The sequence below is a fragment of the Sphingomonas mangrovi genome, assembly GCF_047975845.1.
Taxonomy (GTDB): Bacteria; Pseudomonadota; Alphaproteobacteria; order Sphingomonadales; family Sphingomonadaceae; genus Sphingomonas.
Window position 1 is genome coordinate 47,698 of sequence record NZ_JBIUCZ010000012.1, and the last position, 15,961, is coordinate 63,658.

The window sequence follows — 15,961 nt, forward strand, 5'->3', positions numbered from 1 at the left end:
ATCGGGGACTCCAGCGCGCCGGACGGCGCGTGCCGGTCCAAACGACCGCACCGCTCCCGCGTTCCGCCAGATACGCGCGTCGAACCTCCAACCAAGGCAGTCCCGGCTGACGACGTGCCCCCCGCCCCATTCTCGTCATCCTGACGGAAGTCAGCATCCATTTGCGCAACGATCGAGTCGCGAGCGGAGCGGCAATGGATCCTGACTTTCGTCAGGATGACGGGAGGGGAGCGTTCCGCGCCTTTCGGAAGGCCTGAGAAAGACGAAGCCGAGGTGCAAAGGGCGCGGTGGTGTGGCCCGACGCGTCGCAACCAGGTTCCGGCCGCCGCCGACGGACGCGCTCAGTCGGCGTCTTCGATCCAGTCGGGAAGACTGCGCGCGTCCGTCGGCCGGGTGTCGGCGCCCATGCTGTTGCGCATGATCTCCAGCGCCCATTCGGTGCGCTGCGGATCGCTGCTCGCCACGCCGTCTTCGGGCACCCACAGCGCATATTGACGCATGTGCGCGTCGGCGGCGGTGAACAGCACGCAGATGTCGGCGGCGACCCCGGTCAGCACCAGCCGGCTCACGCCCAGCCGTGGCAGCAGCACCGGCAGGTTGGTGGCGTAGAAGCCCGAGAACTGCGGCTTGATGACGAAATAGTCGTTCTCGCGCGGGCGCAGACGGCGGGTGAGGTCGCGCCCCGGCGCGTCGCTGTCCACCACCCGGTCGATCAGCCGCGAGCGCTCCGAATGCCACTGGTCGTCGTTGTCGTTGACGTAGATGACCGGCACGCCCGCGACATCGGCGGCCTCGCGCAGCCGCAGGATCGGCGCGACGGTCGCCTCCGCCGCTGCGCGCATCGGCGCCGCGTCGTCGAACTCGAGCGCATTGACCATATCGATGATCAGCAGCGCCGTGCGTCCGGGTGCTTCCACCGCCTCCGCCATCGCCTCTCTCCTGTCGCCGTTCCAGCGCGCCCGCCGTCGCCCCGGTTCCGCTCAACCCTGCGGCGGCTGGCCGTTGGAGGCGGAGACGCCGCCGTCGACCGCGACGATCGCGCCGGTCATGAAGCTCGCATCCGGGCTGGCGAGGAACGCCATCACCGCCGCCACTTCCTCGGGCTCGCAGACCCGGCCGAGCGGGATTCGCTCGACGAACTTGGCGACCAGCGGGTCGTCCTTCAGCATGTCCTCGGTCATGCCGGTGCGGGTGAGGCTGGGAGCGACCGCGTTGACGCGCACGCCGCGCTTGCCGAACTCCAGCGCCAGCGCGCGGGTGAGGTTCACCACCCCGCCCTTGGCCGCATTATACGGGCTCAGCCCCCAGTCGCCGCCGATACCGGAAACCGAGGCGGTGTGGACGATCGACCCGCCGCGCTTTTCCAGATGCGGCACCGCGGCGCGCGCGCAGAAGAACACGCTGCTCAGGTCGGTCGCGATCACGCGGTTCCACTGGTCGTCGTCGATCGCCTCGGGCGCGCCTTCCGAAGCGATCCCCGCGTTGCTGACCAGCACGTCCAGCCCGCCGAACCGCGCCACCACGTCGGCGACCATCCGGTCGACCGCAGAGGAATCGGACACGTCGACGGTGAGCGCCAGCGTCCGCTCTTCGGGCAGCGCGGCGGCGGTTTTCTCGAGCTGGTCGCTCAGGTCCGCCAGCGCGACGTTCGCGCCCTCCTCCGAGAAGCGCCGGGCCGCAGCCGCCCCCATGCCGGAGGCGGCGCCGGTGACGAGCACGGTCTTTCCTTCGAAACGCTGCATGCCAAAATCTCCCGATCGGTTTTCAGGAGAACGGGCCGGCAGCGCCCTGGTTCAGTCGAACAACCCTTCTTGCGTATTCGTCGGCGGATCGAGCCCGAGATGCTTCCACCCGGCGGAATTGAGGCAGCGTCCGCGGGCGGTGCGCGCGACCATGCCGATCTGGATCAGATAGGGCTCGATCACTTCCTCGATCGTGTCGCGCGGCTCGGACAGGCCGGCGGCGAGCGTCTCCACACCGACCGGGCCGCCGCGGTACACGTCGGCGATCATCGTCAGATAGCGCCGGTCCATCGCGTCAAGGCCCTGGTTGTCGACTTCCAGCCGGTTGAGCGCGCTGTCCGCGGTGCGCGCGTCCACCGTCGCCGCCCCGGCGACATTGGCGAAGTCGCGCACCCGCCGCAGCAGCCGGCCGGCGATCCGCGGGGTGCCGCGCGCACGCCGGGCGATCTCGCGCGCGCCGTCGGAAGCGACGTGCAGGTCGAGCAGCCCGGCGGCGCGCGTCACCACCCGCTCCAGCTCGTCGACCGTGTAGAACTGCAGCCGCACCGGGATGCCGAAACGGTCGCGCAACGGCGTCGTCAGCAGGCCCTGCCGCGTGGTCGCCCCGACCAGCGTGAAGCGCGGCAGGTCGATCCGCACCGACCGCGCCGATGGCCCCTCACCGATCATCAGGTCGAGCGCGCGGTCCTCCATCGCCGGGTAGAGCACTTCCTCGACCGCGGGATTGAGGCGATGGATCTCGTCGATGAACAGGACGTCGCCGTCCTCCAGGTTGGTGAGCAGCGCCGCGAGATCGCCCGACTTGGCGATCACCGGGCCGGAGGTGGCGCGAAACCCCACCCCCATCTCGCGCGCGACGATCTGCGCGAGCGTGGTCTTGCCGAGCCCAGGGGGCCCGAAGAACAGCACATGGTCGAGGGCATCGCCGCGGGACTTCGCCGCGTCGATGAACACGCGCAGATTCTCGCGCGCCGCCTTCTGCCCGACGAACTCGTCGAGCGAGCGCGGGCGCAGCGCGGCATCGACGTCCTCGCCGCGGCGCGCCGGCGTCAGGATGCGGTCGGCGTCGCTCACCGGCCGACCGCGCGGGGATCGTTGATGTCCATGATTCGTTCCGTACCGATGCACACCGCCCCCTGTCGAGGCACATCGCACCGCGCCGGGACTGCGCGATGACCGATCGCCCGCCCCTGTCGCTCGTCACCGCGGTGGCGCCGCCGCTGCTCGCCGAACTCGAACGGCGCTTCACCGTCCATCGCGCCTCCCCCCCGGCCGACACCCGCGCGATGGTGGCGGGCGGGGCGAGTCTGATCGATGCCGAGATGCTGGACGCGCTGCCCCGGCTGGAGATCATCGCCGTGCACGGCGTCGGCCATGACGGCATCGACCTGGACGCCGCCCGCGCCCGCGGCATCCGCGTCACCACCACGCCCGACGTGCTGACCGACGACGTCGCCGACCAGGCGATCGCGCTGATGCTGGCGGTGCAGCGGCGGATCGCGGTCAACGACCGGATGGTGCGCGACGGCGGCTGGCGGGTACCGCTCGGCCGCCGAGCGAGCGGGCGGCGGATCGGCATCTTCGGGCTCGGCCGCATCGGCCAGGCGATCGCCCGCCGCGCCGAGCCCTTCGCCGCCGAGCTGCGCTACACCGCCCGCAGCGCGAAGCCGGACCTGCCGTGGCAGTTCGTTCCGGACATCGCCGCGCTGGCGGCGGCCTCGGACGTGCTGATCCTGGCGGCGCCGGGCGGCGCGGCGACGCACCACATCGTCGATGCCGACGTGCTGGCGGCGCTCGGGGCCGACGGGGTGCTCGTCAACATCGCGCGCGGCAGCCTGGTGGACGAAGCCACGCTGATCGCGGCGCTCGCCGGCGGCACCATCGCCGGCGCCGGGCTGGACGTGTTCGCGGCCGAGCCCGACGTGCCGCGCGCGCTGCGCCACATGGACCATGTCGTGCTCGCGCCGCACCAGGGCAGCGCCACCGAGAGCGGTCGCGCGGCGATGGCCGCGCTGGTGCTCGCCAACCTCGACGCGCATTTCGCGGGACAGCCGCTGCCGACGCCGCTGGTCTAGACCAGCCCTTTTGCCTAAGCTTTGCTCAGACAAAAGGAGAGAGGAAGCCTTGGCGATCGACCGGACGGAAGTAATGCGCCGTGGGCGCACGGTGCGGATGCTGGCGCTGCTGGGGGCGACCGCCTTGCTGAGCGTCGGCGCCACCGCGGAGCCGCCCCGGCAGGCGGCGGCCGCGCCGCGGATCGATGCCGAGACGGTGCTTCGCCAGCAGTTCGGCAACGACGCGCCCTGGTATCGCGACAACGTGCCGCTGTTCGAATCGTCCGATCCCAAGCTAGACGCGGTCTACTACTATCGCTGGAAGCTGTTCCGCGCGCACCAGCGCGACCTGGGCGAAAAGGGCTATATCAGCACCGAGTTCATGGACGACGTGGGCTGGCAGCGCGAACCCTATGCCAGCCTGAACGACGCCACCGGCTTCCACCTCTACGAGGGCCGCTGGCTGCGCGACCGCCGCTACGCCGGCGACTATGTCGACTTCCTCTACCAGGACGGCGGCAACGACCGGCATTTCAGCGAGGCGATCGCCGACGCCACCTATGCCCGCTTTCTGGTCGACGGCGATCGCGCCGACGCGCTGCGCCACCTGCCGACGATGCGCCACGTCTATGGCCTGTGGGACGATCATTTCGACTTCGCCAAGGGGCTGTATTTCATCGAGCCGCTGCTCGACGCGACCGAATACACGATCTCGTCGATCGACGCATCGGGCGGCAAGGACGGGTTTCGCGGCGGCGACGCGTTCCGCCCGACCATCAACGCCTATATGTACGCCAACGCCCGTGCGATCGCGCGGCTTTCGGCGCTGGCGGGCGATGCCGAAACGGCGGCCGACTACGACGCGCGCGCCGACCGGCTGCGCACCCGCGTCGAGGAAGCGCTGTGGATACCCAAGCTCGGCCACTTCGCCGATCGCTACAAGGTCTCCAACGAGCATGTGAAATACTGGGAGCCGATCCGCGGGCGAGAGCTCGCCGGCTATGTGCCGTGGACCTTCGACCTGCCGAGCGACGATCCTCGCTTCGCCACCGCCTGGAAGCACCTGCTGTCGCCACAGGGGCTGGGCGGCCCGTTCGGCATGCGCACCGTCGAGCCGAGCTACCCGCATTATATGCAGCAGTATCGCTACGAGGGCACCGCGCGCGAATGCCAGTGGAACGGGCCCGTCTGGCCTTTCCAGACGACGCAGACGCTCACCGCCATGGCCAATCTGCTGCGCGACCGGCGCCAGAACGTCGTCACCCGCGCCGATTATCTGCGGCTGCTGCGGCAATATGCGCAGCTCCACTATCAGGGCGACCGGCTCGACCTGGAGGAGGATTACGATCCCGACACCGGCAAGCCGATCGTCGGGCTGGCGCGCAGCCACCATTATTTCCACTCCGGCTTCAACGATCTGGTGATCGCCGGCCTCGTCGGGCTGCGCCCGCGTGAGGACGACGTGCTGGAGGTCGACCCGCTGGTCCCCGCCGGCACCGGTGCGGACACGCTACAGTGGTTCCAGCTGCAGGACGTGCCCTATCACGGCCGGCTGGTGACGATCCGCTACGATGCGGACGGCAGCCATTATCGCCAGGGTAAGGGCCTCCGAGTGCTGGTCGACGGGCAGGAAGTCGCGCGCAGCGACAAGGCCGAAAAGATCGAGGTGCCGATCGCCCGCCGCGCCGCGCCGCCGCGGGATCGAAAGGTCGATCGTGCGGTCGAGCTGGTGCGCGGCAACTACCCCAAGCCCAGCGCGTCGAGCGGCGCGCCGGAGCGGATCCACGACGGCGTCGACGGCCGGGTGGTGTTCTTTCCCGAGAACGACCACGGCTGGAGCAGCCGGGCGGGCGAGCGCGCGCCCTGGTTCCAGGTCGACTTCGGCACGCCGACCGCGCTGTCCTCGGCCGAACTCGCCTTCTTCGCGGACGGCAGCCACGCGGCGCCGGCAAGCTTTGCGATCGAGGCGCAGGTCGACGGCCGCTGGCGAACGGTCTCGGCGCAACAGGAGGCGCCGCTCGCCAACGGCATCACCAACGCGCGCTGGACGCCCCTGCGCGCCACGGCGATGCGCGTGCGGATGCGCCCGCAGCCCGGCAAGCCGGTGCGGCTGGTCGAGCTGAAGCTGTCCTAGCGGTCAGAACGCGACGGTGCGCGGCGCCGTCGTCACCTGCCCGTCGGCCGAGATCGTCTGCATCGCGCACCGGACCGCACCGGCGGCGAGCTGCGGCCGGCGGCAGCGCGGGATCGCCTTGACGCGTGCGAGGTCGCTCGCCCGGTAGACCGTCGTGCGGTAGACGTGCTGGTCGGCGACCTGCTCGATCGCGCAGGCGACGGCGATATGGGTCCGACTGCGCGCCACTTCCGGCCCGGTGCAGTCGCGTTCGATCGGCCGGCGCTTGCCCGCGATGTCGTCGACCGCCGTGCGCAGTCCCTCGCGCGGGTCTTCGGGCGAGGAGATGAAATAGGGACGCAGCAGCAATCCCTCGCGCATCTTACTGACAACGTCTTCCCCGTCGAAGTTGATCGGGGTGCCGCGCATCGTTGCGAAGCTGGGGTCGACCGCTGCGATGCCACGCTCGGCTAGGCTGTCCGGCTTTGGCGTACAGCGCTTCACGTATGCCCCTGCCGGCCGTGCCCCTTTGCCGGGCCGCGTCGCAAGAACGTAGAGGCCAGACCGCATCTCGCGACAGTCGCTACTCGCCATCACCCGAGTCCCGGGCGCACGCTTGGCCGCTGGCTCGCCGACCAGCGCTAACGGATCGGCCGAGCTCTGCAGGATCAGCCAGTCGCGGCCAGGCGGCTGCGCCACTGCAGCGCTGGCGCTCAGCACAAGTGCAAGCGACGCGACGATCTGCAACGCAGTCACAGACCGCTCTCCCGCTTGACGGCGCGGAGTTCCGAATTTTGCCGACCTTGGAGGTGCGCCCAATCCTTGAAGCTTTTCCAATCCCCGCCCCATACCAATCCCTGTGCCTTGCCTGCCTTGCCCAGTGCTCGAAAAAAGACATGGCAATCGGGTTCGTTCCATGCCCAGCGCTCGTCGATCAGGTCCACGGCCCAGGCATTCGGAATCCCCTGCGGCGTCTGCGCGTTGTGGAAGCTGAAGCGGACGGTGGTTACGCCGCGGCGGAGCAGTTGCTGCTGCACTGCTACCGATCGCCAGCCGAACACAATCTTCGGGCGATAGCCTTCCGCTTTCAGCGACTGTATGACTGCGGTAATCTTCTGTCGGAAACCCGGTTCCAGGCTCGCGAGCTTCTTTTCCTGGGACCATTGCTGACTGTCGCCGGTCCAGTCGGTGCGTGTCTCCTGCACGCCCGGCGCGCGCGCTGGCGGAGAAGGCGGCGGCGTCGCGGCACGCGGTGTCGGCGCAGAGGGCCTCGACGGCATAGTGGCCCGGATTGCTGCGCTATTCAACCGGTGCAGCGTCTTGCCGCCGACGTCGACGCGCCCGTCGGGACGTGTCAGGAACCGCTGCTGGTAACCTAAGATCGCGGCGACCGTCCGCCGTCCGGCGATCCCGTCGACCGGGCCAGGATTCGCGTTCGCGCGCCGAAGGAGCTCCTGAACGTTGCGCACGTCGTCTGCCCGATTGACTCCGCGCTGCCCGACACTCGCTGAAATGGTGACCATGCGTCGCATCCCCAATTCGTTGTTCGGGGAAGATGCCTGTAAGCGGCTCGCAAAGGCAAGCAACCTTTGGCGGAGGTCCAGCCGCGGCTAGCGCGCCGCCTTGCGCAGCGCCAGGCGGACCAGCGCGTCGAGGCTGGCGCCGGCGTCGAGTTCCTCGGCCGCCGCCTCCACCGCGCGCGCGGCCTCGGCGGGCTTGAACCCCAGGTTGAGCAGCGCCGACACCGCATCCGCGCTCGCGCCACCCGCCGGGATCGCGGCGCCTGCCACCCCAGGTGGCCCGGGCGCGATGCCGCCGACCTTGTCCTTCAGCTCCATCGCGATGCGCTGGGCGAGTTTCGGCCCCACACCGTTGGCGCGGCCGATGCTCGCCTTGTCGCCCTTGGCGATCGCGGTGCGCAGTTCGTCGGGGGCGAGCACCGACAGGATCGCGAGCGCCACGCGCGCGCCCACGCCCTGCACGCCGGTCAGCAGCCGGAACCAGTCGCGCTCGTCGGCGGTGGCGAAGCCGACCAGCCGGATGAAATCCTCCGCCACCAGCATCTCGGTGTGGATGGTGACAGGCTCGCCCACGCCGCCCAGCGCCTGCAGCGTGCGCGACGAGGCGCCGACGAGATAGCCGACGCCGCCGACGTCGATCACCGCGTTGTCGATGCCGGTCGACTCCAGCCGGCCCTTTAGATGCGCGATCATGCCCCCACTCCCGTCCGTCGGGCGCGCGCATGGGCGCTCGCCAGGTGATGCGCATGGGTGATCGCCACCGCCAGCGCGTCGGCGGCGTCCGGCCCGGCGAGCTTCACGCCCGGCAGCAGATGGCCGACCATCGCCTGGATCTGGCGCTTGTCGGCGCCGCCGGTGCCGACCACCGCCTTTTTGACCACGCTAGGATGATATTCGCCGATCGCGAGCCCTGCGGTGGCGGCGGCGAGCAGCACCACGCCACGTGCTTGCCCCAGCTTGAGCGTCGACTGGGCGTTGGTGTTGCCCAACACCTCCTCGGCCGCCGCGCTGTCGGGCCGCTCGGTGCGGATCACCTCGCCCAGCGCGCCGAACAGGTGCGACAGCCGCCGGGGCAGTTGCATCGACGGATCGGTGCGGATCTGCCCGTTGGCGACGTGGCTTAGGCGATTGCCGTCGGCCCGGATCACGCCCCAGCCGGTGGTGCCGAGACCCGGGTCGAGACCGAGGATGATCAGCCGAGCTTCTCCATTACCGCGTCGGACACTTCGTAATTGCCCCACACGGTCTGGACGTCGTCGTCGTCGTCCAATGCGTCGATCAGCTTGAACAGCGTCGCGGCATCGTCCTCGCCGACGTCGACCATCGTCTGCGGCTTCCACGCGAGCTTGGCGCCCTCGGCCTCGCCCAGCACGGGCTCCAGCGCCTTGGCGACTTCGTGCAGGTCGCCCTGCGCGGTCCAGATCTCGTGGCCGTCCTCGCTGGAGGTCACGTCCTCGGCGCCGGCTTCCAGCGCCGCCTCGAACACCTTTTCGGCGTCGCCCGCGCTCGCCGGATAGTTGATGAGGCCGACGCGGTCGAAGCCGTGGCTCACCGATCCGGCGGTGCCCAGGTTGCCGCCGTTCTTCGACACCGCGGTGCGCACGTTGGTGGCGGTGCGGTTGCGGTTGTCGGTCAGCGCCTCGATGATGAGGGACACGCCGCCCGGGCCGAAGCCCTCGTAGCGGATCTCCTCGTAATTCTCCATGTCGCCCTTCGACGCCTTGTCGATCGCGCGCTGGATGTTGTCCTTGGGCATCGACTGCGCCTTGGCGGCGTTGACCGCCGCGCGCAGGCGCGGGTTCATGTCGGGGTCGGGGAGACCCATCTTGGCCGCGACGGTGATTTCGCGGCTGAGCTTGGAGAACATGCCCGAGCGCTTCTTATCCTGCGCGCCCTTGCGGTGCATGATGTTCTTGAATTTGGAATGACCTGCCATGTGCTCTCTCGAAACCAGGGGCGGCCCGCCTTCGCCAGCGAAGCGGGCCGTCGATGCCTGCACGGGTAGAAGAAACGACCGCCCCTAGACAAGCAGAGCCTGCCCTGCGGCGCGTGGCGGGACGCGGCGCCCGAAGGCGCCGGCCGTTAGATGCCGAGCGCCTGCTTGTAGGTCTCGAGCAGCATGTCCGCCTCGTCGCGGTGGTGCTTCTCCATCCGGCGCAGGCGGATGATCGAACGCATCGTCTTCACGTCGAAGCCGGTCGACTTCGCCTCGGCATAGACGTCCTTGATGTCGTCGGAGATGCCCTTCTTCTCCTCTTCGAGCCGCTCGATACGCTCGATCAGAAGGCGCAGCTGCTCGGCCGAGATATTGTCGCTCATGATGGTCCCGTAGAATCTGTGGTGAACGCGCGCGTCTAGGCGATCCCCCGCCGCCGCTCAACCGGTGCGTGGGCGATCGGCGCGGGACGCAGCGGGGTGCGGCCGTCAGCGCGGCTCGGTCATCGCCGGCGGATCGCTTGCCGGGAAGCTCTCGGCCAGCGCCGCGTCGAGCTCGGCGTCGGTCGGGTTGCGCGCCAGGCTCTCCTGCATGCGGGCGAGCTGCGCCTCGGTGGCGGGCGGCTGGTGGTTCGCTTTCCACTCGGCATAGGGCATGCCGTAGATCGCCGCGCGCGCGGCCTCCTTGTCCAGCGGCATGCCGGTGCGGACGCTCGCCTCTTCCAGCCAGTCGGACAGGCAGTTGCGGCAGAAGCCCGCCAGCCCCATCAGGTCGATGTTCTGCGCATCCGAGCGGTGGCGCAGGTGGCGGACCAGCCGACGAAAGGCGGCTGCCGCGATCTTGTCATCTATATGATTAATGTCTGTCATTAACTCCTCCAAAGGTTGATCCGGTCCAAAGAACAGGTAGAGCCGGACGCTCGCAAACCAAGGATCGAGGATGACAAAGGCCTTCACGCCCCGCTCGCGCAAGGTACGCGTGCTCGCGACACTGGGTCCGGCGAGCAGCTCGCCCGAGATGATCGCCCGGCTGTTCGAGGCCGGAGCGGATGCGTTCCGCATCAACATGAGCCACGGCGACCAGCCGTCGAAGCTGCCGGTGATCGAGGCGATCCGCGCGCTGGAAAAGACGTACAACCGCCCCAGCACGATCCTGGCCGATCTGCAGGGGCCGAAGCTGCGCGTCGGCCGCTTCGCCGAGGGCAAGGTACTGCTCGAGACGGGCAGCCAGTTCGTGCTCGACCGCTCCGCCGAGCCGGGCGACGCGACCCGCGTGGAGCTTCCCCACAAGGAGATCTTCGCCGCGATCACCCCCGACGCGCGCCTGCTGCTGGACGACGGCAAGCTGGTGCTGCGCGTGGTGGAGCATGACGAGGACCGCATCGTCACCCGCGTCGAGGTCGGCGGCGCGCTGTCGAACAACAAGGGGCTGAACGTCCCCGACGTGGTGCTGCCGATGGCGGCGCTGACGCCCAAGGACATCAGCGACCTGCACTTCGCGGTCGACGCTGGCGTCGACTGGATCGCGCTGTCGTTCGTGCAGCGACCCGAGGATCTGGCGGACGCCCGCCGGCTGATCCAGGGCCGCGCGGCGCTGCTCGCCAAGATCGAGAAGCCCTCCGCCGTGGTGCGGCTGGAAGAGATCGTCGAGCAGTGCGACGGCGTGATGGTCGCGCGCGGCGACCTGGGCGTCGAACTGCCGCCGCAGTCGGTGCCGCCGCTCCAGAAGCGAATCGTCGAGACCGCCCGCCGCCTCGGCCGCCCGGTAGTGGTGGCGACGCAGATGCTCGAATCGATGATCACCTCGCCCTCGCCGACGCGCGCGGAGGTGTCGGACGTCGCGACCGCGGTCTACGACGGCGCCGATGCAATCATGCTCTCGGCCGAGAGCGCGGCGGGTCAGTGGCCGGCCGAGTCGGTCGCGATGATGGACGCGATCGCCCATTCGGTGGAGCGCGACCCCGGCCACGGCGACCGCGTCCACTTCACCATCACGCGTCCGGACCCGACCACCGCCGACGCGCTGGCCGAAGCCGCCAAGAACATCGCCCGCACGGTCGATGCCAAGGCGATCCTGTGCTTCACCACCTCCGGATCGACCGCGCGCCGCATCGCGCGCGAGCGTCCGGGCGTGCCGATCATGGTGCTCACCCCCACCCTCGACACCGCGCGTCGGCTGGGGCTGCTGTGGGGCGTGCATGCCGTCCACACCCGCGACGTCGGCTCGTTCGAGGAGATGATCGCCAAGGCCAAGCGGATGATGCTGCGTCACCAGATGGCGGGCGCCGGCGATCGGGTGGTGGTGTGCGCGGGCGTGCCGTTCGGGACGCCGGGCTCGACCAACGTGCTGCACGTCGTGCGGATCCTGGGCGACGAGCTCAACAACTACACGCCGAAGACCCAGCCGGCGGCCTGACGCCGCCGGCCGGGCCGGGACGCCCCTGCGCGCGAGCTCCCCTCGACTTCCCGGGCGTCCCGGCCCACATGGGCGGGCATGAACCATGTGCCCCCCATCGCAGAGCAGCGCCCCCACCAGTTCGAACGCCACGGCATCACTGTCGAGGACCCCTGGGCCTGGCTGCGCGACGCCGGCTATCCCGAGGTCACCGACCCCGACGTGCTCGCCTATCTGGCGGCGGAAAACACCTATTTCGAGAACGTCATGGCGCCGCACCGGCCGCTGGTCGACCGGCTGTTCGAGGAGATGCGCGGGCGGATCAAGGAGGACGAGGCCACCGTCCCCCAGAAGGACGGCGAGTGGCTCTACTGGTCCGACTACGAGACCGGCGGCGAATACCGCCGCTGGTGGCGCAAGCCCGTCGGCGGCGGCGCGGACGAGCTGATCCTCGACGAGCCGGCGCTCGCCGCGGGCAAGGAGTATTTCCGGCTGGGGGCGCTGTCGATCAGCCCCGACGGCCGCTACCTGGCGTATGCGATCGACGACAACGGGTCGGAGCGGTTCGAGGCGCGGGTCAAGGACCTGACCACCGGCGCGCTGTTCGACGACGTCATCCCCGGCACCCTGTCCGAGCTGGTGTGGGTCGCCGACTCGTCCGGCTTCCTCTACGGCCTCGCCAACGAGCAGTGGCGCACCGACAATGCCCGGCTGCATCGCCTTGGCACGCCGATCGACCAGGACGTCGAACTCTATCACGAGGCCGACGAGGGCTGGCGCGTGTCGGTGGGCGAGACCCAGTCGCGCCGCTTCCTGGTGATCTCGGCCGGCGATCACGTCACCAGCGAGGTGCGGCTGGTCCCCGCCGACGATCCGACCGCCGAGCCGATCCTGGTGCGCGCGCGCCAGCCGCACGTCGAATATGACGTGGAGGAGCATGACGGCACGTTATTCATCCACACCAACGACACCGATCCCAACTTCCGGCTGGTGACCGCGCCGCTGAAGCGTCCGTCCGAGTGGACCGAGCGGATCGCGCCGTCCGATCACTTCTACATGACCGGCGTCACCACCTTCGCCGACTTCTTCGTGGTCGAGGGGCGCGAGGACGGGCTCGATCAGATCTTCCTCCACCGCTACGAGGGCGGCGACGGAACGGCGATCGCCTTTCCGGAGGCGAGCTATGTCGTCGGGCTGGGCGACAATCCCGAATATGCCGTCACGACGCTGCGGCTCGGCTACGAATCGATGGTCACGCCGGGCACGGTCATCGAGTACGACGTCGCCACCGCCGAGCAGCGCGTGCTCAAGGTTCAGACCATCCCGAGCGGCTACGACGCGGCGAAATATGCGACCGAGCGGCTCAAGATCGTCGCCCGCGACGGGACGCAAGTGCCGGTGTCGGTGGTCTATCCCAACGGCTTCCCGCGCGACGGCACGGGCAAGCTCTACCTCTATGCCTATGGCGCCTATGGCTATGCGGTGCCGCCGGGCTTCTCGACCAGCCGCATGTCGTTCCTCGATCGTGGAGTCGCGTTCGCGATTGCGCACATCCGCGGCGGGGACGACCTCGGCCAGCAATGGTATCTCGACGGCAAGCTCGAAAAGCGCACCAACACGTTCAACGACTTCGTCGACGTGGCGAAGGGGCTGATCGACCACGGCTTCACGCACGAGGGCGGCATCGCCATCGCCGGCGGATCGGCCGGCGGCGAGCTGATGGGTGCGGTGGTGAACTCGGACCCCGCGCTATGGGGTGCGGTGGTCGCGAGCGTGCCGTTCGTCGACGTGCTCAACACGATGCTCGACGAGACGTTGCCGCTGACCCCGGGCGAATGGCCGGAATGGGGCAATCCGATCGAGGACCAGGCGGCGTTCGAGCTGATCCGCTCCTACAGCCCCTACGACAACGTCCGCGCGCAGGGCTATCCGCCGATCTTCATCTCGGGCGGCCTGAACGACCCGCGGGTGACCTATTGGGAGCCGGCCAAATGGGCCGCGAAGCTGCGCTTCACCAAGACCGACGGCAACATGCTGCTGCTCAAGACCAACATGGGTGCCGGGCACGGCGGCAAGTCGGGTCGGTGGGAGAGCCTGAAGGAAGCTGCCGAGGAAATGGCGTTCGTGCTCTGGCAGCTCGGGGTCGAGGGCTGAGCCCTCGCGGGCGGAGCCGCGGCTCCGCCCGTCGGGAGTGCGTCAGGCCGCCTTGGCGAGCGCGACGGCCGGGACCGCGTCGTTGGCGACCGGGGCCGCGGCGATCGGCGCGATGTGGGCGCCGACGGTCTGGTTACGATAGGCGAAATACAGCGCGATCAGGCTGAACATGGGAAACCTCGTGGATGTTGTGCTGCGGTGCAGCATCGTTCTCCCGACATGTGGTCTCGACCGACGATTGCAGCAACTGCAATGAACTTGCCGGCGATTGCGTTCCGTGCATGCGAGAAGAACGGTCGCCAATCTCTTCGTCATGCTGACGAAGGTCAGCATCCAGACGCGCTGCGCGTGCGCCTCTAGCCGGTGCGGCAATGGATCCTGACTTCCGTCAGGATGACGACGTTCGCAGTGGATGCGGCCTCAGCCGCGCACCACCCGCGTGACATGGCCCATCTTGCGGCCCTCGCGGATTTCGCGCTTGCCGTAGAGGTGGAGGTGCGCGCCCGGATCGGCCATCAGCTCGGGCCAGGCGTCGGCGTCCTCGCCGATCAGGTTGGTCATCACCGCCTCGGTGCCGGTCATCCGTACCGGGCCCAGCGGCAGGCCGCAGATGGCGCGGACGTGATTCTCGAACTGCGAGGTCTCGGCGCCCTCAATCGTCCAGTGGCCCGAATTGTGGACGCGCGGCGCCATCTCGTTGAACACCGGGCCGTCGGGACCGCAGAAGAACTCCAGCGTCAGCACGCCGACATGGCCGAGCGCCTCTGCGACGCGACCGGCGAGCGCCGCCGCTTCGGTCCAGTGCGCCGCCACTTCCGCGGGAGCCGGCACGGTCGAGGTGTCGAGGATGCCCGCCTTGTGGACGTTCCACACCGGCGGATAGCTCACCTGCTGGCCGTCGGCGTCGCGCGCGAGGAGGATCGAGAATTCGTGGGTGAAGGCGACGAACGCCTCCAGGATGGCCGGCCCCTCGCCGATCGCCGCCCACGCCGCGTCGGCATCCTCGGGACCCGCGAGCCGCGCCTGCCCCTTGCCGTCGTAGCCGAAGCGCGTCGTCTTGAGCACCGCCGGGCAGCCGATCGCCGCGATCGCGGCGTCGAGGTCGGCGCGGCTTTCCACCGCCATCCAGCGGGCCGGGCGGCCGCCCAGCTGCTCGACGAAGCGCTTTTCGGCGACGCGGTCCTGCGCGATGCGCAGCGACTGCGACGAGGGGTGCACCGGCACCTGCCGCTCCAGCGCGACGATCGGCTCCGCGACGATGTTCTCGAACTCGTAGGTGACGACGTCGACCTCTCCGCCGAAGCGCGCCAGCGCCTCGGCATCGTCATAGGCGCCGCGGGTGTGCGTCGCCGCCACGTCGTTGGCGGGCCCGGTGTCGGGTGCATAGACGTGGATGCGATAGCCGAGCTGGGCTGCGGCGACGCCGATCATCCGGCCGAGCTGGCCCGATCCGATGATGCCGATGGTGGCGCCGGGTGCCAGCGTCATTGCGGGTCGGTCGCCACGCCGTCGGTCTGCGCCGCGCGCCACGCGTCGAGCCGGTCGGCGAGCGCGGCGTCGGAGACGGCGAGGATCGCGGCCGCCATCAGCCCGGCGTTGACCGCACCGGCGCGACCGATCGCAAGCGTCCCCACCGGAATGCCGGCGGGCATCTGCACGATCGAGAGCAGGCTATCCATGCCCTTCAGCGCCTTGGACTCGACCGGCACGCCCAGCACCGGCAGGCGGGTCATCGACGCGGCCATGCCCGGCAGATGGGCGGCACCGCCCGCGCCGGCGATCACGACCTTCAGGCCCCGTCCCGCCGCGCCCCCGGCATAGTCTACCAGCCGGCGCGGCGTGCGGTGCGCGGACACCACCTTGGTCTCGTGGGGAACGCCGAGCGCGTCGAGCACGTCCGCTGCGTGGCGCATCGTCTCCCAATCGGAGGTGCTGCCCATGATGATGCCGACGAGAGGTTGGTCTGCCATCGCTGTCCCGTATGCGAGGAAGCGGGTTTCCTAGAGAGCGGGGCAGCGAGGGGCAAGGTCTTCGCGGTTGCCCCTCTC

Annotated in this window: 17 protein-coding genes; 4 read left to right on the forward strand and 13 right to left on the reverse strand. The window is 69.4% G+C overall.

Going from position 1 to position 15,961, the window contains the following annotated elements; translation table 11 throughout:
- Positions 1-341: 341 nt before the first annotated feature.
- Genes ACBY01_RS08050 through ruvB form a run of 3 tightly spaced genes read right to left on the reverse strand, consistent with a single transcriptional unit; the run spans position 342 to position 2,816 of the window.
- Positions 342-929, reverse strand: a complete 588-nt coding sequence (locus tag ACBY01_RS08050; RefSeq protein ID WP_416460287.1) for a cysteine hydrolase family protein — start codon at positions 927-929, stop codon at positions 342-344.
- A gap of 51 nt (positions 930-980) precedes the next feature.
- On the reverse strand, positions 981-1,742 hold the full coding sequence (gene budC, locus ACBY01_RS08055) for a meso-2,3-butanediol dehydrogenase (protein WP_416460288.1): 762 nt from the start codon (positions 1,740-1,742) through the stop codon (positions 981-983).
- 51 nt (positions 1,743-1,793) lie between these two features.
- Positions 1,794-2,816, reverse strand: coding sequence for a Holliday junction branch migration DNA helicase RuvB (gene ruvB, locus ACBY01_RS08060; RefSeq protein ID WP_416460289.1), 1,023 nt, complete (start codon positions 2,814-2,816; stop codon positions 1,794-1,796).
- A 98-nt stretch (positions 2,817-2,914) separates the two neighbouring features.
- Between ruvB and ACBY01_RS08065 the strand changes: the two genes are divergently transcribed.
- Together ACBY01_RS08065 and ACBY01_RS08070 are read left to right on the forward strand one after the other, a co-directional pair.
- Positions 2,915-3,817: a 2-hydroxyacid dehydrogenase gene (locus ACBY01_RS08065; protein ID WP_416460290.1), complete on the forward strand. Its 903-nt coding sequence runs from the start codon at positions 2,915-2,917 to the stop codon at positions 3,815-3,817.
- 73 nt (positions 3,818-3,890) lie between these two features.
- Complete coding sequence (locus ACBY01_RS08070) at positions 3,891-5,930, forward strand: MGH1-like glycoside hydrolase domain-containing protein (protein ID WP_416460291.1); 2,040 nt, start codon at positions 3,891-3,893, stop codon at positions 5,928-5,930.
- A 3-nt stretch (positions 5,931-5,933) separates the two neighbouring features.
- Here the strand turns inward: ACBY01_RS08070 and ACBY01_RS08075 are convergent, their stop codons facing one another.
- The 7 genes from ACBY01_RS08075 to ACBY01_RS08105 all read right to left on the reverse strand — a co-directional run bounded on the left by ACBY01_RS08075 (position 5,934) and on the right by ACBY01_RS08105 (position 10,234).
- A complete protein-coding gene (locus ACBY01_RS08075) occupies positions 5,934-6,413 on the reverse strand; it encodes a hypothetical protein (RefSeq protein WP_416460292.1) in 480 nt (159 codons plus the stop codon).
- Between the two features lie 248 nt (positions 6,414-6,661).
- Positions 6,662-7,432 carry a peptidoglycan-binding protein gene (locus ACBY01_RS08080; protein ID WP_416460293.1) on the reverse strand — a complete coding sequence of 257 codons (771 nt, stop codon included), beginning with the start codon at positions 7,430-7,432 and terminating at the stop codon, positions 6,662-6,664.
- Positions 7,433-7,519: 87 nt separating this feature from the next.
- Positions 7,520-8,122 (reverse strand): Holliday junction branch migration protein RuvA, encoded by a 603-nt coding sequence (ruvA, locus tag ACBY01_RS08085; RefSeq protein WP_416460294.1) that lies wholly within the window; start codon positions 8,120-8,122, stop codon positions 7,520-7,522.
- Entirely contained in the window at positions 8,119-8,625 is a 507-nt protein-coding gene (gene ruvC / locus ACBY01_RS08090) for a crossover junction endodeoxyribonuclease RuvC (protein ID WP_416460330.1), read from the reverse strand. The genes ruvA and ruvC overlap by 4 nt, the downstream gene beginning before the upstream one ends.
- The gene (locus ACBY01_RS08095; RefSeq protein WP_416460295.1) at positions 8,622-9,365 is read right to left on the reverse strand and encodes a YebC/PmpR family DNA-binding transcriptional regulator; all 744 of its coding nucleotides are present in this window, start codon (positions 9,363-9,365) and stop codon (positions 8,622-8,624) included. The genes ruvC and ACBY01_RS08095 overlap by 4 nt, the downstream gene beginning before the upstream one ends.
- A 146-nt stretch (positions 9,366-9,511) precedes the next feature.
- The gene (locus ACBY01_RS08100; RefSeq protein ID WP_125959346.1) at positions 9,512-9,748 is read right to left on the reverse strand and encodes a DUF2312 domain-containing protein; all 237 of its coding nucleotides are present in this window, start codon (positions 9,746-9,748) and stop codon (positions 9,512-9,514) included.
- A gap of 105 nt (positions 9,749-9,853) precedes the next feature.
- Entirely contained in the window at positions 9,854-10,234 is a 381-nt protein-coding gene (locus tag ACBY01_RS08105) for a DUF1244 domain-containing protein (RefSeq protein WP_416460296.1), read from the reverse strand.
- A gap of 70 nt (positions 10,235-10,304) precedes the next feature.
- Between ACBY01_RS08105 and pyk the strand changes: the two genes are divergently transcribed.
- Positions 10,305-11,780 (forward strand): pyruvate kinase, encoded by a 1,476-nt coding sequence (gene pyk / locus ACBY01_RS08110; protein ID WP_416460297.1) that lies wholly within the window; start codon positions 10,305-10,307, stop codon positions 11,778-11,780.
- 78 nt (positions 11,781-11,858) lie between these two features.
- A complete protein-coding gene (locus ACBY01_RS08115) occupies positions 11,859-13,913 on the forward strand; it encodes a S9 family peptidase (RefSeq protein WP_416460298.1) in 2,055 nt (684 codons plus the stop codon).
- Positions 13,914-13,955: 42 nt separating this feature from the next.
- Here ACBY01_RS08115 and ACBY01_RS08120 read toward each other — a convergent pair whose 3' ends face one another.
- The 3 genes from ACBY01_RS08120 to purE all read right to left on the reverse strand — a co-directional run bounded on the left by ACBY01_RS08120 (position 13,956) and on the right by purE (position 15,883).
- The gene (locus ACBY01_RS08120; RefSeq protein ID WP_416460299.1) at positions 13,956-14,084 is read right to left on the reverse strand and encodes a hypothetical protein; all 129 of its coding nucleotides are present in this window, start codon (positions 14,082-14,084) and stop codon (positions 13,956-13,958) included.
- Between the two features lie 249 nt (positions 14,085-14,333).
- Positions 14,334-15,401, reverse strand: coding sequence for a 5-(carboxyamino)imidazole ribonucleotide synthase (locus tag ACBY01_RS08125; RefSeq protein WP_416460300.1), 1,068 nt, complete (start codon positions 15,399-15,401; stop codon positions 14,334-14,336).
- Positions 15,398-15,883: a 5-(carboxyamino)imidazole ribonucleotide mutase gene (purE, locus tag ACBY01_RS08130; protein ID WP_416460301.1), complete on the reverse strand. Its 486-nt coding sequence runs from the start codon at positions 15,881-15,883 to the stop codon at positions 15,398-15,400. Before purE ends, ACBY01_RS08125 begins: the two co-directional genes overlap by 4 nt.
- Positions 15,884-15,961 lie beyond the last annotated feature (78 nt).

What these genes read in the sequence shown, in the direction of transcription:
- budC (WP_416460288.1), bottom strand. Translation starts at nt 1,742, where the DNA reads ATGCAGCGTTTCGAAGGAAAGACCGTGCTCGTCACCGGCGCCGCCTCC.
- ACBY01_RS08120 (WP_416460299.1), bottom strand. Translation starts at nt 14,084, where the DNA reads ATGTTCAGCCTGATCGCGCTGTATTTCGCCTATCGTAACCAGACCGTC.
- ACBY01_RS08100 (WP_125959346.1), bottom strand. Translation starts at nt 9,748, where the DNA reads ATGAGCGACAATATCTCGGCCGAGCAGCTGCGCCTTCTGATCGAGCGT.
- ACBY01_RS08105 (WP_416460296.1), bottom strand. Translation starts at nt 10,234, where the DNA reads ATGACAGACATTAATCATATAGATGACAAGATCGCGGCAGCCGCCTTT.
- ACBY01_RS08070 (WP_416460291.1), top strand. Translation starts at nt 3,891, where the DNA reads ATGCGCCGTGGGCGCACGGTGCGGATGCTGGCGCTGCTGGGGGCGACC.
- ACBY01_RS08065 (WP_416460290.1), top strand. Translation starts at nt 2,915, where the DNA reads ATGACCGATCGCCCGCCCCTGTCGCTCGTCACCGCGGTGGCGCCGCCG.
- ACBY01_RS08125 (WP_416460300.1), bottom strand. Translation starts at nt 15,401, where the DNA reads ATGACGCTGGCACCCGGCGCCACCATCGGCATCATCGGATCGGGCCAG.
- ACBY01_RS08050 (WP_416460287.1), bottom strand. Translation starts at nt 929, where the DNA reads ATGGCGGAGGCGGTGGAAGCACCCGGACGCACGGCGCTGCTGATCATC.
- ACBY01_RS08080 (WP_416460293.1), bottom strand. Translation starts at nt 7,432, where the DNA reads ATGGTCACCATTTCAGCGAGTGTCGGGCAGCGCGGAGTCAATCGGGCA.
- ruvA (WP_416460294.1), bottom strand. Translation starts at nt 8,122, where the DNA reads ATGATCGCGCATCTAAAGGGCCGGCTGGAGTCGACCGGCATCGACAAC.
- pyk (WP_416460297.1), top strand. Translation starts at nt 10,305, where the DNA reads ATGACAAAGGCCTTCACGCCCCGCTCGCGCAAGGTACGCGTGCTCGCG.
- ACBY01_RS08095 (WP_416460295.1), bottom strand. Translation starts at nt 9,365, where the DNA reads ATGGCAGGTCATTCCAAATTCAAGAACATCATGCACCGCAAGGGCGCG.
- purE (WP_416460301.1), bottom strand. Translation starts at nt 15,883, where the DNA reads ATGGCAGACCAACCTCTCGTCGGCATCATCATGGGCAGCACCTCCGAT.
- ACBY01_RS08115 (WP_416460298.1), top strand. Translation starts at nt 11,859, where the DNA reads ATGAACCATGTGCCCCCCATCGCAGAGCAGCGCCCCCACCAGTTCGAA.